Here is a 15,232-nt window from a genome sequence, read left to right as displayed (position 1 = left end):
CGAACCCCGGGACGAGCGGGGTAGCTTGCTTCTGACCAGACAGACTACTACAGTGAGGGGAGTAATTTGGGACAGGCATGACGGCTGAGCGACCACCGAAAAAAGTAGCCCCCGTGGTGAATCTCCCGGAATTCTTAAGCAGCGACCTAGGACCGGCCTTGACTAACGCTATGCAGGGAGCCGGGGCGCGCGACTTACAGTTAAGTCTAGGCAACGACAACCTCAAAGCGGAATGGGACCTAGGGCGCGAGGACTACACTTTTATTCTGTATTTTGATGAGGAGACGGTGGAAGGCCGCAAGACCCTGGTGAGTAGTCGGCAGGGCAAGGGCGAGATTAGCGAGATGTTCATGCCCCCGGAGCGCGGTTTTGTCAAGGTGGACAGTGCAACGATGGTGGAACTGTTGATGTTGAAATTTACGACGACCCTTTCTTGGCTCACTAAGCCAGTAGTGGCGGTGAAGGGTACGCCCTAGGTCATCGTTGCTTAATATGAAGAAATGTTAGAGCAATATCATGACTAGTCTTGAGTCAGCGATCCAGGTGCGGGCGTTGCGGGCCTTACGGTGTGTCACGGTGACGGACCAAGCCCTCGCCTGCATGGTCAAAGCGAGCATCCCATTGGCAGATTTCGTGGGGGAGCGCGGACAGGGGTTGGGTTATAGTCGCCGTCCGGTCTCGCAGTTGAGTGCGGAGGATGATCTGATGTGGTTAATTCGGGTAGGAGTGTTGCGCCGGGAGGTGGATGGTCAAGGTATTACGGACCGTTTCCGGCTGACTCCCTTGGGCCTAAAAATTTATAACGGACTTGACCGGACTCCGGCCCATCCCCTAGAACAGGGTTACGACTGGCTCCTGCGCCGTCTACCCTACTAGCTCAACCGCTTCAGTAGCGCGGCGTTGTGATGTAAGTATTTAGTCCTAGCTCGCCTCGATCATCCGACCCATCAAATTACCAAGTAGATACTCTTGACTTCGACCATGCCTTCCCAGCGCCACGGAAAGGTTTTGGGTGGACCGACGTAGATGGCATAGGCGCAATCAAAAGATTCCGGTTGAATCTCTGCTTTCTCTAGGTTAGCTGGATAACGGGCTTGCCCAAGCGGGTGACGACTCAGCTTCGTTGTATCCAGGTCTACGTGAATAGTCCAGGATGGCGGGCGACGCGCTCAATTTCAGGATAGAAGCTCCCGTCATTAGCTCCAATGTCCAGAATGTGAGAACCGGGCGGCATCGTTTCGATGATCCAGTCGAGTAGAAATTCGTTCCGGTTTTGATAGTTGTTCAGGCGCCTAGATGGTCATTCAGAGGCATAGGTTGAAGTTTACACCAGAATGATGTGGGTAATGGACAGCTTTTTAAGGGAAGAAGAATCTACCTGAGTCGTCCTAACTAAAGGACGAAATATGGCTCAATTCTCCTTCGGCTATACTAAAAATACTTTTGTTGGAGCGTCCCAGCATGGTTCGTCTTGATGCCAATCCACTGATTAGCGAGGATGTCACAGACGACATTAAGTGGCCTCCGACCAATTTAGACAGTGATGAGCCGCCCTTGGAAACTGACTTTCACCGCAACCAGATTGACCTATTGATTCGTCTGTTGAAATATTGGTGGCAGGACCGCCCAGATTTCTATATCTCCGGCAACCTGACGGTTTACTACAACGAACAGCAACTAAAGCGGCGTGATTTTCGGGGTCCAGACATTTTTGTGGTGCTGGGGGCGGAGAAGAAAGACCGCCGCAGTTGGACAATTTGGGAAGAGGGAGGCAAATATCCAAATGTGGTAATTGAGTTACTGTCAAGCTCAACGGCAACGGTGGACCGAGGAGCCAAAAAGCAGCTTTATCAAGACGTGTGGCGTTTGCCTAATTATTTCTGGTTTCATCCTCAGACGATGGAGTTTGCGGGATTTCATCTAGTTAATAGTCAGTATGAGGCGATTACGCCGACTGAGACTGGGTGGTTATGGAGTGAGCAGCTTGAGTTGTATCTCGGCATTCATGAGCGGCAGTTACGCTGGTTTAGTGCCCAGGGACAGCTTATGCCGTTGCCAGAAGCGGCAGAACGACAACGGGCAGAGCAAGCTCAACAACGGGTAGAACGACTAGAGGAACAGGCAGAACAAGCACAGCAACGGGCAGAACAGGCACAGCAACGGGCAGAGCGGTTAGAGGAGCTGTTACGAGCGCGGGGCATTAACCCCGATTACCCACCCGCATAGGCTGCGAGACGTCCTAAAAAGCTGTGAACCCGGTCCGCAAGCTGAGGACTGGATTCACAGTAATTAAACGTTTTTACAGTAGAGGACGATAGGTGGCGACTGAGCTATTAATCCGGGTAGCCTGACCCGGTGTGAACTCGAACATACAAAAATCGTCCACGTAATCCATGAAGTTGGTGATAGGGTCGAGTCCCGCCACCGTGGTGCAGCTATCGCGTCCGGTCGGGCAACCGTAGGCAGCGGAACGTTCGGCGGCGGTATCACTCACGGAATCGCCGGGATTGAGACAGCCGTTCTGCCGGAAACCACTGCCTTGGAAGGTATGGTATAGCCCCAGCCAATGCCCGACTTCATGGGTCGCGGTATCACCTTCGTTGTAGGGTACTGCCGTCCCACCGGGTAGGGAGGAATAGAGCACTACCACGCCATCTTGGGTCGGACTGCTGCTAAGACTCCACGGAAAAGTAGCCCAGCCCAGCAAACCTTGACCGGGATTGGCGGTATAGAAATTGAGCCGGGTCTGGGGTGAAATGTTGAGGGCGGTCTTGGCGTTGCGCTCGGCAGTGGAACCGGGGGTCATCTTGAACCAAGTGCTGTCATTGGTGCGGTCTACCGAAGCCAGGGTAAAGGTATACCCGCTATCGGCGTAGCTATCATTCAAGACTTGGATCTGGGCGGCGATGGCAGTATCAGAGATATTCCCGGTGGAGCCGCTGTAGACCACGTGGAAAGCGACAGGGATATTTTTGGTCACAGCAGCGGAACTGCGGTTGTTCTTCAGCCATTGGTCCAAGGTCCGTTGGATCTCAGCTCGTTGTTGAGGGCTGGGGTCCTTCACGCCACACCGGGCACCGCTCTCAATGAAAGCGGCTTGATTCGTAAACCCTGTACCATTCACCGTGAATCCCTCTTGGGCTTGGACCGGGAGGACCGTCAAAATTACCAATCCCAAAATTGCACTGAAGCGTTTCATGGAAAAACCTTACGTAAAGGTACTCGGTAACAAGAAATACCATTATGCAAAGGGAAAGAGCGATAACCATTACCAAACCTACGAACTCTTTATTCAGTAAAGTTCCCATAAAAAAAACACCCTGGGCGTCTGTCCGTGTTTCGACTCCAGGGTGTTTTCTTGACCTTATCTAACTCCTCACGTATCAAATGCTACTACAGCGAGCTGGATTTGTCAAAGGGCCTAGTAAACCTGGATCGGGACATAGGTCGCATTGTTCCCTTCCTTGGTCTCACTAATCAGACTCCCTTTGTCCAACACTGCCCCGAGCCAGTACTTGCCGGGAGCCAGGGTACTCGGGATGGTTAGGGTATCTTTAAACGTCAGAACCAAGTCGGGCGAGACAAAGCGGTGCTCTACGTTGGTGACGATGCCTTGGAAGATAACTGGAAGGCTCTTACAGCTTAGGGAAGGGGTTTAGCATTGTAAGTGAGAAAAAGTGACTGCTTTAGTGAGAAAAAGTGAACTTTAAAGCGAGAGCGGTCCCATGCGGCAAAAAAAGAAGGTCCATCGGTTAAAGTTGGGGCAACAATTGCAATAGCGGTGCTGGGGATCTAAGCGGGGAGGGGATGATGGAAAACAACGAACAACCCACGCTTTTGGTGGTGGATGACGATTGGAGTATGCGTGCTGCCTTAGTTAGCCGTCTTAGGATGGAGAGCTATGTCGTGCTAGAGGCCCGTGATGGTTTCGAGGCCCTGCACCTGATCCGTACCGTCAAGCCCCGAGTCGTTCTCTCGGACTGGACCATGCCTGAGATGGATGGTCTGGAATTATGCAGTCAACTGAAGGCCGATGCCGAGTTGCGCCATATTTATTTCATCCTCATCACCGGACGCGATACCCTCGCTGACCGGATCAAAAGCCGCGATGGGGGAGTGGATGATTTTTTGAATAAACCGATTGATGTGGCGGAACTACTGGCGCGGGTCCGCACCGGGCTACGGATGCACACGATGCAGCAAGAGATTTTAGAAAAAAACCATCAGTTACAACAACTCAACCGTTTCAAGTCAGATATGCTCGCCTTTGCTAGTCACGAACTCAAAACGCCGATTGCGGTGATGCGGATCAACTTGGAGATGATGCGGATTGAGCCAGAGGAGCACCTGCGCGAAGAATACCTTGATACCACTGAACAACAGGTCCTCCGGCTCTCGGATATGGTCAACACGCTGCTCGACCTGCGCCGTCTGGAGGAAGGGAAATTATTTTATAAGCTGGAGCCGATGGACTTGGGGCAGGTCGTCGAGGAAGCGGTGACGACCCAGACCCCGGTGGCGCGGATCAAACGGCAACACATTGGGGTAACGACGCTGCCTACGGTGGTCATGGCGGACCGGGACAAGCTGCAACATGTTATCGAGAATTTACTTAATAATGCGATTAAATATTCTCCAGAAGAAGCGCGGGTTTTAGTCCAGATGAATCAGGGTCAAACCGATGTCATTGTCGGTTTTATTGATGAGGGACCGGGTATCCCAGTGGACCGTCAATCCCAATTATTTACGCGCTACACCCAACTCCAAGGCGATTATGATGACCAACGCTTCAAAAGCACAGGTCTGGGGCTGATCCTAGCCAGTGAATTTATCTACGGGATGGGCGGACACATCGGGGTTTATTCCAAAGGACCGGGGAAGGGCTCTTGCTTCTGGATTCAGATGCCCCTAATGAAGGAAGACCACCTTATGACCTAACAACCGCAATCAGAAAAATTTTCAGAGCTTAGTGTATCGAAATATTGCCATGCACTCACAAACTTATTTTTTGGAGCAACTATAGATTGGTGCTTCTGGTGCCAAGCTTCGAGAAGAGTGGGCCTAAAGATTAGTTATTTAACCGTAGACCACGACCTAGCTCACACACCTTAATTCATACAATTTGTAAACGATTTGATCCACAGTAAATACCTAGTACTATTTTGCATAGGAGTCTGTCGGTAGGAATTCCATGATTACTACGCTGCTGCCCGTCAAAGCTGAGATTGTCACTAAGTTAATTGACATTGTTCAAGATTTGCTCAGCCTTGAGGATAGAACACTCCTTAACGAACAGACCCGTCTACGCGAAGATTTAGCGATTGATTCTTTGGGTGTGGTAGATTTTGTGGTCGCGCTTGAAGATAACTTTTCGATTAAGTTGCCCTCGACGTTTAATGTCGAAAAGATTCATACCCTCAGCGATGCGGCGGACCTAGTTCTGCAATTGATGGAGGCTCCCCATGCTTGACCCGAGTTGGGATAACTCAGATACAGTAGACCAATTTTTCATCATGGGCCGCAGTCTGTGGTCTGACCTCAAGGACCTCAAAAAAATCTAGTGTTAGACCGTGCTGCCGTTCCCGATTCCGTAGTGCGTTTTATTCGGAGTACTTGTCTCAATGAGTACGGGATTGCCCACTATGTTAAGCGGTATCACCGCTCCTACGGCGAGGACTATAAGTTGGAGATTTGGGCGACGTTGTGGGGCGGAGAGGAGTTTTTGCACCATGTGGTATTGCGGATCTGTTTAAAAGCTCTGGGCGAAGATATCACGCTGTTGGAGTTCGCCGGGTTAGAGCAGGGCAACTTTGGGCAAAGTTATGATCCCTAGCTTGATGCAGTCCAAATCAGTCCTACGATTGACCGCCGTTTACAGCAGGTAGTCTACAACGTGCTGCAGGAGTATGGGGCCTACGTTGCTTACACGAGTGTAAGCGAGGTGGTGACAGACTCCCACTTGGCGGATATTCTACGTAGGATGGGCCGCGATGAGTTGCGCCACTGTAGTTTCTTCCAGTTGACATTGCAAGAATTAGCTGAACATTTACCTCCCGAGTAGGTGGACTTGATTTGGCCCCAGTTTCGTGCCTTCTGGCACAAGCTCTGGCTGCCCCAAGAACACATCGAATTATTCAAGGAACAGGATTACCCCGGTTACTTGCGGTTCTCAACGACTGTTCTCCCCAGGGTATTTTCACGAATACCGCGACGCTGCAACTGGTCCGTCCGCTCCTGGGCGACACGGCCCCCGTGGAGTGGGTGGTCCTAGAGGAGATTCCCGCCGACGCTCAATCCTGGCAACCCAACCCCGTCCCGCAACCCTTAGCTTTTTTGCAGTACACCTCGGGTTCCACGGGCAACCCTAAGGGGGTCATGCTCAGTCATGCCAACTTGCTCTACAACGTGGACTTGATTGCCCACGCCTTTGACCGCAGTGAGACGGACCATTTAGTTTGTTGGTTGCCGAGTTTCCACGATTGGGGGCTGATTGGGTTTTTGCTCCAGGCCCTCTACGTTAAAACGCCCTGTACGTTTATGGACCCGGTCGCTTTTTTACAAAAACCCGTACGCTGGCTGGAAGTGATTAGTCAGTACCGGGCGACTTTCAGTGGTGCGCCCAATTTCGCCCACCCCGGCTCTCCGTCAGGGTTGTGGGGCCTGTTTCGGGGTGGAAGTGGACCAGCAGGAACGGTTGGTCGTCCTCCAGGAACTAAGTCCGGGTCATCGCCCTGATTCAACCCAGGTCATCGCACTCATCCAGCGGGCTGTAGCTCAGGTCCATGGTCTGAGTGCCGATGCTATCTATCTCCTCAAAAGCAACGCCATTCCCAAGACTTCCAACGGTAAAGTCATGCGCCATGCCTGTAAACAACTTTTCTTGGACCAACAACTTCCTGTCCTTGAGGGTTGGCCTGCTGGGTGAACTCGTATTCCCTATTGGCGGTGGAAGTTTTGCGCGGTGGATTTAGTGGTTGGCTCTGCTTGCAACAGCCTACGAGGACAAGAACCTAAGGTTCCTGTCCTCGCGCTCCCGCCGACCCATGGAGGCCGCGCACAGCTCCCACGTGCAACTAAAGCTCTTCACGAGGGCGGGAGGGGAATTTATTCGGTTCGATTGCTCTTTAAATAGTCGAATTATTGGTTGCATCCCGCCCTCTAGCCGACTCTTATCTGTCTTGTCCCCCTTTTTAAGGGGGATTTAGGGGGATCTCTTCTGCCTTGGTCCCCCACGCGTGGGGCGGAGGGGCCTAAGGGAAACGATTGTTGTTCTCCTTGAGGGGTTCTGGGGAGAGGGCTTGGGTTGCTACTACGGGGGTGTCCTCGTTGTAATTCAGTTGTCGCCCCGTGTCCGCGCCGTGCCGTTCCAGAATATCGAGGATTTGGGCCGGGTGGGTCCCGCTCATCACCGCCACGACGACTTCACCCGCAAGAAACCCGGTCTCGAAATGGCGGGCCTGCCGTTCGGGGATACCTTTACCCACCAGCGTACTGAAGAGATACCCCGCCAAAGCCCGTTCGCCGCCCAAGAGTCTTGCCAGTCCTTCAATCCAGCCCGCGCCCAAACCGCCATTGGTCAATCCTTGGCGCACCAACGGTTCGCTCCCGGTCTCATCCATCAGGTCACTCTGCTCGGTCCGGTCTCCAAGGGCGATGCTGATCTGATCCGGGGCAATCCCGAGGTCTTGAAGGGCCATCACGGCGGCTTGGGCCTGGGCCACATCTTGAAATAACCCAGCAATCGTACTCCCGGCTAGGGGTGAGGACATGACCATCAGGGCTCCTTGTGCATTGTTGTTTTTATCCTCTCCCCCGACCCCGGTCCCCGGATTCTGTCTGAGGGAAGATAATAAAAATACTTCACCGAGTACGCCCGTGAGCAAAGAGAACTTCAAAGGTTTCGGCAAGCCCCCCCAGCCCCAAACGCCGGCTAAAAAGAAAACTAATGATTACGGGAAACAGGACCTCGACCAGTTTGTCGCGGAGAAGGGCGGTCAGACCTACAGTCTTTTCATCCGGGCCGATCTTAAGGGGGGATGGTTCCCGGCGGGCACGATTGCCTCCCCGGCTGAGCGCATTGACGAGGCGGTGGACGATTCCAAGAAAACTTTAAATAGTTATGTCCTCAAACGGTTCCCCAAGTTGCGCGGTCAGGAGGCAAACTTTGAGTATGGCTACCGGGCGACGGACAAACCCCGTGACCCCGTGACCGTGGCTAAACCCTTTAAGCGGTCTTGGCTGGACCGGGTGAAAAGTTTTTTCAAACGCAAGTAGCAACGGAGCATACTCATGGGTGATAGGCAACGCAGAAAAGCTCTCGGGCGTGATGACACGGTGACGGAGGAAATTGTCTTCCTAGGCCTCACCCGTTCGCAAGTTAAAGGACTCTACGACCTCGTGATCCGCAGCACCTGGGTCTGTATTTGGTCGGTGGTGGCGATTTGGGTGGTGGTGCGCTTCGGGAACTGGCAGGGCTGGTGGGGTCAACCTTTATAGAGCTTGTTCCAGGGTCAAGAAGACCAAGCGCATCCACTGGCTGAGGATTGCGGTCTCCCCCGGTGTCCGGTCGGAGCCGCCCGTCTCTAGGACAATTTCTAGCTTGAGGCTCTCTAGGGTATAGCCCCGCTGTTGACTATCAATCACGCCGTTGACTAGGTTATCGAGTCCGTCATCGGTGAGGGGCGGGGCCTCGGGATCGCGGGGACGGGCGCGGTCCAGGGTCATGAAAACGAGTTTTAGCCAATTGGTGCGGATCTGTAATTCTTCTTCGGTGAGGCGGAGCATCTCGTCCAAGGTCTCATCCCCGGTCACTTTTTGGTCTGCCAACAGTTCTAAATTGAGAGCTTCCAAACTATACCCACTCTCGTAGGCGGCAATCGCAGCCTTGATGAATTGCCGCAAGGCATTGATATAACCCTCACCCACGCCCTGAGCGTAGAGCAGGAGCCAAGCTTTACGAAACGTTAGTTCTAAGTCATTAGTTAAAGCCATGAGCCCTCTCAGTATTTGTTTATACTATGCCCTAACTCAGTTTAGGATTTCTCCCCCTGAGTTGACTTGCAACTAGCCCACGGCGGTGCTCTACTGCTGACCTTGCGGAAGGGTACATGAGGTAAAGGACGACGGGCAAGTATTTTGATTGTTAATAATAATTAATAACGTGAAGTAATGTAAAGTTTTAGCCCGGAATAGCGACTTCTATTGCGTTTTTCCCAGTGGGAATCCATGATCTAAAGACTGATTTCTTCACAATTCGCTCTTTTTTTAGCCACATTCCCACCAGTCCATCACAGGAGCAACCGCTGCATGTTAGCCAACGTCACCACCCTCAGTCATATCTATCCCGTTTTACGCGGACGGAAACTCATCCGGTTGGTCTATGTGGTGCTAGAGCCCCAGTACCAAGCGGCAGTTGCAGCAGGGGTTAACCTCCTGAACAAAACCAATCCCCTGGTGGCAGTCCAGGTAGATGGTTTCTTATTAGAGGAACTGCGCGATAAGACGGCCTACGCCCAGTTTGAGGAACTCGTCGCCCAGGCGGATATCTTCTTTGCCTCCTTGATTTTTGTTGAAGACCTAGCTCAGAAGGTCGCTGAAGCCGTGGAACCGCACCTAGCTCACCTCCAGGCAGCCGTGGTTTTTCCCTCCATGCCCCAGGTGATGCGCCTCTCGAAACTGGGTTCCTTCAGCTTGGAGAGTATCGGGCAGTCCAAGGGCGCGATTGGGCAGTTCATGAAGAACCGTAAAGAGAAGCAGGCGGGGAAGGTGGGGCAGCGCAAGGGCGGCAGTTTCCAAGAGGGGATGCTCAAGATGGTCCAGACCCTCCCCAAGGTCCTCAAGTACTTGCCCGTCAACAAGGCCCAAGATGCCCGTAATTTCATGCTCAGCTACCAGTATTGGCTGGGCGGGTCCCCAGAGAATATCGAGAACCTGTTGCTGATGCTGGTGCGGACCTACGTAAAGGATTGTCCCCCGGCGGTGACCTACCAGCCCCCGGTGGAGTTTGCGGACATGGGGATCTGGCACCCCTTAGCTGCCGAGATGTTCACCGAGAGCAAGGCTTACTGGCACTGGTACAACGAGCGCGACGATATCCCAGCGGACCTCAAGGACCCCTTGACCCCGACGGTGGGTTTGGTGCTCCAGCGTACTCGCCTCATCACGGGCGATGATGCCCACTATGTCGCCATGGTCTCCGAATTTGAAGCCCAGGGCGCACGGGTGATCCCGGTTTTCAGTGGCGGGTTAGACAGTTCTAAGCCGATGGAGAAGTTCTTTTATACGGCTCAGGGTCAGGTTCTCGTGGATACGGTGGTGTCGCTGACGGGCTTCCCCTTGGTTGGTGGCCCTGCCCAGAATGACCCGGAAGCCGCCATTGCCACCCTGACCCAACTCAACCGCCCCTACATGGTGGCCTTGCCCCTAGTTTTTCAGACCACCAATGAATGGCAGGATTCGGAGTTGGGACTACACCCCGTCCAAGTCGCCCTGCAAGTCGCCCTCCCGGAACTCGACGGCGCGATTGAGCCGATTGTATTGTCGGGCCGCGACGGGATGACGGGGAAAGCCATTCCGCTCCAGGACCGGATTGAGTTAGTCGTCGGTCGTGCTCTCAAGTGGTGCAATCTCCGCAAAAAGCCCCGGCTCCAGAAGAAAATCGCCCTGACGGTCTTTTCCTTCCCGCCGGATAAGGGCAATGTCGGCACGGCGGCTTACTTAAACGTGTTTGCCTCGATCCACAACGTCATGACCACCCTGCAAACCAATGGCTATGACGTGCAGGACCTACCGGAGACCCCGGACGAATTGTTACAAGAAGTCCTCAACGATGTCCGCGCCCAGATTAGTTCCCCGGAACTCCGGGTCGCCCACCGCCTCACCGTCGAGCAATACGAAGCGATTACCCCCTACAGCGAGAGCCTAGAAGCCAGTTGGGGTCCCGCACCCGGTCCCTTCAACAACGACGGGAAGAATCTTTTAGTTTATGGTCGTCACTACGGCAATATCTTCATCGGCGTTCAGCCGTCCTTTGGCTACGAGGGCGACCCGATGCGTTTGTTGTTTGACCGTAATTGCACACCCCACCACGGGTTTGCGGCCTACTACGCCTATTTGGAAAAAATCTGGAACGCCGATGCCGTCGTCCATTTCGGGACCCACGGGGCCTTGGAGTTCATGCCCGGTAAACAGATTGGCATGTCCTCCCAGTGCTACCCCGACCGCTTGATTGGCACCCTGCCCAACCTCTATTACTATTCCGTCAACAATCCGTCTGAAGGAACGATTGCCAAACGCCGCTCCTACGCCTCGATCATCTCTTACCTCACCCCCCCCGCCCAGAACGCTGGTCTCTATAAAGGTCTGAAGGAATTGCAGTCCACCATTGCCGCCTATCGGGACTTGCGCGAGACCGACAAGGCCCTCCGCATTCTGGAGGCCATCGTCGAGCAGACCCGCGCCCTGAACCTGGACCGGGATGTGGTGATTCCCACGGACCTCGTGACCAGCGGGGATACTTTCGTCGGCTTGCTCTATAAGCAACTGATGGAGATTGAGGAGAAACTGGTCCCCTGTGACCTCCATACCATCGGTCTACCGCCCACGGTCCATGAGGTCGTGGATACCCTGGCGAGTGTGGCGAGTTTCGACCGCCCGGAGCTAGAGCTACCCAGTCTGCAACGATTGTTGGCCCAAACTAAAGCCTGGGACTGGGACCAGATTACCCGAGCTGCCCAAGGGGGCGACCTCCCGGCCTTGGACCAGCAGCGGCTCCTCAATGACACGGTTCACCAAGCCATTCAAGCCTTGGTCCAAGCCCACGCCGATAACCAGGGCCGGGTCGCTAAGGTTTCTCTATTAAATTTTCTGCACCTCGCCGGAGAACCCTGGCTGGTCCCCTTCAAAGCCGCCGATTTTCACCTCGATGCAAAATCTGCCCGTCCCCTCTTCCAGTTTCTTGAAGAAGTCCTGGGCGACATTATTGCCGATAACGAACTCGGAGCCTTAGTTAAAGGTCTGGATGGCGAGTACCTCCTCCCTGGTCCCGGTGGCGATACCGTCCGTAACCCAAGCGTCCTGCCCACAGGCCGCAACACCTTTGCCCTCGATCCTCAATCCATCCCCACCCGCCCCGCGCTCCAAGCCGCCCAGGGGATTGTGGACCAGATGTTGATTCGTTACCGGGCGGACAACCAAGACCAATGGCCCGAGACGATTGCCTGCGTCCTCTGGGGCACCGACAACATCAAGACCTACGGTGAAGCCTTGGCTCAGGTCCTTGTTCTCGTCGGCGTCGAACCCCGCCCCGATGCCTTGGGCCGCATTAACCGCCTAGAGATCATCCCCTTGGCTCAGTTGGGTCGTCCCCGGATTGATGTGGTCGTGAGTGCCTCCGGGATTTTCCGCGACCTCTTCCCGAACCAGATGGACCTGTTGGATCGGGCGGTGAAACTTGCCGCTGCCCTTGATGAACCCCAAGAAATGAACTTTGTCCGCAAACACGCCTTGGCCCAAGCTGACGAGTTGGGCGTGACCATCGAGCAAGCCGCCACCCGCATCTTCTCCAACGCCGCTGGTTCCTACGGGGCCAACGTCAACTTTGCGGTGGAGAACGGAGCCTGGGAGAGCGAGGAACAACTCCACGACATGTACCTCACCCGCAAGTCCTTCGCCTACGGCAGTGACCTCGACAACAAACAGATGCGCTCCGTCCACGAAGCCGCCCTCAAAACCGTAGACAGTGCCTTTCAGAACCTCGACTCTGCCGAAGTCGGTCTGAGCGATGTCAACAACTACTTTGAGACCCTCGGTTCCGTTGCCGGGATTGTCGAGAAAATGCGTGGCAAAAAGACCCAGGTTTACTTAGCTGACACCACCACCGCCCAGGCTAAGGTCCGTACCCTCGAAGAAAACATCCGCCTCGAATCGCGTACCAAACTCCTCAATCCCAAGTGGTACGAGGGAATGCTCAGAAACGGGTTCGAGGGGGTCCGTGAGGTCCAGTACCGTTTGACCAACACCTATGGCTTCAGTGCTACCGCTCATGCCGTGGATGATTGGGTCTACGACGAGACCGCCGAGACCTTCATGAACGACCCCGCGATGGCTGAACGGATGGCAGCCCTCAACCCCAACGCCTACCGCAAAATGGTCGGCACCCTCCTCGAAGCCAATGGACGCGGCTACTGGCAATCCACCCCCGACCAAATCGAACGCCTTCAAGAGCTCTATCAAGACCTAGAAGACAAGATTGAAGGCATAGATTAGTCCCGGTCGCCTCAGCTATCTGGGTCGTTGTGAATAACTAGGTTGTTAACTCGTCTACCCAGGTCGTCAATACGGCGGCTTGGGTTGTTGAGTCGGATGCAATACTATTAACCGAAGGATTGTGCTAAACGTTCTTTTCACTGGCCTCGGCTCCAAATTGATTAAATCAGGATTGTTTAGAGGTATGGGCGGGAGTTGCTTGCGTTCAGTCATAGAGGGGTGAAGAGTGGATAAAGATATGGTCACGGTAGTTCTAACTTTAATCAATCCGTACTTATTCGGCATATATGTTTACCACAAACATATAGAATGCTCACATGAATACACCTAACATCTCCCTATCATTTCGGCCTCGTATAAATACTTGCAGCTATTGCCTACACGCCCTTCTAGATATACAATCACTCACAGCTAAATCCTGAAGAAAACTAATGAACACTCTTGAACTCTTGCTAGCATTGGTCAAGGCCGCGCTTGCGGCCTTGACCGCGTATATGTTTTACCAAAGTGCCCACCTAAGAACAAGTCTTGCTAAATACTCTCAGGTTATAGACAAAGAAGCGTACATCGCTCAAATGGAGAAGGGGGCGGCGGATCGCCAGTATGACCGCAAGGTTTTGATTAACCCATCACCATCGGAGTCCATCGCAACGATTTTGCTCTTATCCTTATTCCATCAAGCTCATTCATCCCGAAGCTAGGGAGCATCTCACTTTTGCTGGCTTTTATGCATAAAGCTGTCCATTAAGATAAGCGCAGCGATGGGTGAGCACTTTGGGTATGTTTTCTGCATTCCAGCGTGCTCCAGAAATTTGTACCCGACGGTCAATCTGCTTGACTGCCGACTCTACTGCTCCAGAACCAATCGAGCTTACGCTTTCCCTTTGTAATTTCCCATATTTTACAATCCGGTCTTTATGCTTTCTTAAATAGTTACAAAAGTTCCGCGCTTCTAAACTCTTCCACTCCTGTAGCCGCTTTATCACTGCATTTGTTTTTCCTTGCCACAATAGCACTTTTAGCTCCTTGATTCGCACAGCAGTTTCTGGAACTTTATACAGGTTTTCTACCAAATGATACCCATCGAGTATCTCTCGTCGCTGCTCTGGCTTACCCATTTGACTTATTAAGTTCCAAACCCCATCATGCCCGTCTCCTAGACAGGTCACTCGATTCCCTAATGGTTGTTTATTTACCCATTCAACCAACTTATCATTTTCCTGGAAGTACGCCGCTGTACCTTGTTCATGCAGTCTTACTGCTTTATAGTTACGCCATACCGACTTTGCTTTTAATTACTTCGCAAACGAATGTTACCACCGTCTAAGCTCAATTCGCTAACAGATTTATCAACACTCACGCTCTTAAACTCTTGACGATGGACTAGCCGTTGTTGCGTACTGCGGGAGACAAGTACTCCCGTCGGTGCCTGGATATCTTCTTCTGTTCTTTCGTAGGAGTTATTCGCGCTAACCAGTAAGCAACATTTTTGCAATCCAGGACTCAAACGAGTATGAGCGGGTAAGTCTAAGGATTCTGCTTGATGTTCGGTGATTGGGAGCTGACCTAAATAACTTTGCAGCTGTCGGGTGCGCCCTTGCGTTGTGCCTGTTGTTTCTGCAATAAAAAAACGGCCAATTCTGGACTGACATGGGTCTGCACATGCTGGCGGATGGATTGCTCGATACCTTCTAGGGACTTCAATTGCTCAGCGGGAGTATTGCGGTGAAGGATGGCAGCCACTTTTTTCATGTGGGCTTGGACTTCTTGCATTTCTTCTGAAGACAGGGGCATCGCGGTTCTCAGACACGGCTCCATTAATCTCATCCATTTTTTACCCCACCCCTTGCAAAAGTGAGATGCTCCCCTGGGCTAGTTCCTAGCGCATCCAGGACAGACCCGATTCAGCGCGGTCGGGTTCACCGATGAGGTCCAGGAAATACTCTTCCAGAGAGCGGTGGCGAGT

General features: G+C 53.0%; 17 protein-coding genes and 1 pseudogene. 13 read left to right on the top strand and 5 right to left on the bottom strand.

Translation table 11 applies throughout. The features are described 5' to 3' along the window. The first annotated feature begins 77 nt into the window (after positions 1-77). The 3 genes from HFM78_RS12160 (at position 78) to HFM78_RS12150 (ending at position 2,226) form a co-directional block, all read left to right on the top strand. Entirely contained in the window at positions 78-476 is a 399-nt protein-coding gene (locus HFM78_RS12160; RefSeq protein WP_287129715.1) for a DUF2996 domain-containing protein, read from the top strand. A gap of 40 nt (positions 477-516) precedes the next feature. Further along, entirely contained in the window at positions 517-876 is a 360-nt protein-coding gene (locus HFM78_RS12155) for an Npun_F0494 family protein (RefSeq protein ID WP_287129714.1), read from the top strand. 585 nt (positions 877-1,461) lie between these two features. Continuing rightward, complete coding sequence (locus tag HFM78_RS12150; RefSeq protein ID WP_287129713.1) at positions 1,462-2,226, top strand: Uma2 family endonuclease; 765 nt, start codon at positions 1,462-1,464, stop codon at positions 2,224-2,226. Between the two features lie 73 nt (positions 2,227-2,299). On the opposite strand, the gene HFM78_RS12145 is transcribed toward HFM78_RS12150, so the two are convergent. Then, on the bottom strand, positions 2,300-3,199 hold the full coding sequence (locus HFM78_RS12145) for a zinc metalloprotease (RefSeq protein ID WP_287129712.1): 900 nt from the start codon (positions 3,197-3,199) through the stop codon (positions 2,300-2,302). Positions 3,200-3,421: 222 nt separating this feature from the next. Beyond that, the gene (locus HFM78_RS12140) at positions 3,422-3,571 is read right to left on the bottom strand and encodes a hypothetical protein (RefSeq protein WP_287129711.1); all 150 of its coding nucleotides are present in this window, start codon (positions 3,569-3,571) and stop codon (positions 3,422-3,424) included. 239 nt (positions 3,572-3,810) lie between these two features. Between HFM78_RS12140 and HFM78_RS12135 the strand changes: the two genes are divergently transcribed. From HFM78_RS12135 to HFM78_RS12110, 6 genes are all read left to right on the top strand, one after another. Further along, positions 3,811-4,938: a hybrid sensor histidine kinase/response regulator gene (locus tag HFM78_RS12135; RefSeq protein ID WP_287129710.1), complete on the top strand. Its 1,128-nt coding sequence runs from the start codon at positions 3,811-3,813 to the stop codon at positions 4,936-4,938. Positions 4,939-5,191: 253 nt separating this feature from the next. Further along, on the top strand, positions 5,192-5,470 hold the full coding sequence (locus HFM78_RS12130) for a phosphopantetheine-binding protein (protein WP_287129709.1): 279 nt from the start codon (positions 5,192-5,194) through the stop codon (positions 5,468-5,470). A gap of 90 nt (positions 5,471-5,560) precedes the next feature. Beyond that, positions 5,561-5,833, top strand: coding sequence for a hypothetical protein (locus HFM78_RS12125; protein WP_287129708.1), 273 nt, complete (start codon positions 5,561-5,563; stop codon positions 5,831-5,833). A 60-nt stretch (positions 5,834-5,893) separates the two neighbouring features. After that, complete coding sequence (locus tag HFM78_RS12120) at positions 5,894-6,061, top strand: hypothetical protein (RefSeq protein ID WP_287129707.1); 168 nt, start codon at positions 5,894-5,896, stop codon at positions 6,059-6,061. Positions 6,062-6,072: 11 nt separating this feature from the next. After that, a complete protein-coding gene (locus HFM78_RS12115; RefSeq protein WP_287129706.1) occupies positions 6,073-6,735 on the top strand; it encodes an AMP-binding protein in 663 nt (220 codons plus the stop codon). Then, the gene (locus HFM78_RS12110; RefSeq protein WP_287129705.1) at positions 6,677-6,925 is read left to right on the top strand and encodes a hypothetical protein; all 249 of its coding nucleotides are present in this window, start codon (positions 6,677-6,679) and stop codon (positions 6,923-6,925) included. Before HFM78_RS12115 ends, HFM78_RS12110 begins: the two co-directional genes overlap by 59 nt. A gap of 325 nt (positions 6,926-7,250) precedes the next feature. Here the strand turns inward: HFM78_RS12110 and HFM78_RS12105 are convergent, their stop codons facing one another. Then, the gene (locus HFM78_RS12105) at positions 7,251-7,775 is read right to left on the bottom strand and encodes a general stress protein (protein WP_287129704.1); all 525 of its coding nucleotides are present in this window, start codon (positions 7,773-7,775) and stop codon (positions 7,251-7,253) included. 100 nt (positions 7,776-7,875) lie between these two features. Here HFM78_RS12105 and HFM78_RS12100 point away from each other — a divergent pair, with 100 nt between their 5' ends. Both HFM78_RS12100 and HFM78_RS12095 read left to right on the top strand, forming a co-directional pair. After that, positions 7,876-8,274 (top strand): HHL1-like protein, encoded by a 399-nt coding sequence (locus HFM78_RS12100; protein ID WP_287129703.1) that lies wholly within the window; start codon positions 7,876-7,878, stop codon positions 8,272-8,274. A gap of 15 nt (positions 8,275-8,289) precedes the next feature. After that, positions 8,290-8,496: a DUF2839 family protein gene (locus tag HFM78_RS12095; protein ID WP_287129702.1), complete on the top strand. Its 207-nt coding sequence runs from the start codon at positions 8,290-8,292 to the stop codon at positions 8,494-8,496. Here HFM78_RS12095 and HFM78_RS12090 read toward each other — a convergent pair. Further along, positions 8,491-8,991 (bottom strand): hypothetical protein, encoded by a 501-nt coding sequence (locus tag HFM78_RS12090; RefSeq protein WP_287129701.1) that lies wholly within the window; start codon positions 8,989-8,991, stop codon positions 8,491-8,493. The two genes, HFM78_RS12095 and HFM78_RS12090, sit on opposite strands and share 6 nt — an antisense overlap. Before the next feature lie 315 nt (positions 8,992-9,306). Between HFM78_RS12090 and HFM78_RS12085 the strand changes: the two genes are divergently transcribed. Next, a complete protein-coding gene (locus HFM78_RS12085; RefSeq protein WP_287129700.1) occupies positions 9,307-13,266 on the top strand; it encodes a magnesium chelatase subunit H in 3,960 nt (1,319 codons plus the stop codon). Positions 13,267-13,697: 431 nt separating this feature from the next. Further along, positions 13,698-13,967, top strand: coding sequence for a hypothetical protein (locus HFM78_RS12080; protein WP_287129699.1), 270 nt, complete (start codon positions 13,698-13,700; stop codon positions 13,965-13,967). A 24-nt stretch (positions 13,968-13,991) separates the two neighbouring features. On the opposite strand, the pseudogene HFM78_RS12075 reads toward HFM78_RS12080, so the two are convergent. Continuing rightward, a pseudogene (locus HFM78_RS12075) lies at positions 13,992-15,054 on the bottom strand (ISKra4 family transposase). Positions 15,055-15,232: the final 178 nt, after the last annotated feature.

The organism is Candidatus Cyanaurora vandensis (genome assembly GCF_013285555.1).
Taxonomy (GTDB): Bacteria; Cyanobacteriota; Cyanobacteriia; order Gloeobacterales; family Anthocerotibacteraceae; genus Cyanaurora; species Cyanaurora vandensis.
This window is presented reverse-complemented; position numbering and strand designations above follow the sequence as displayed.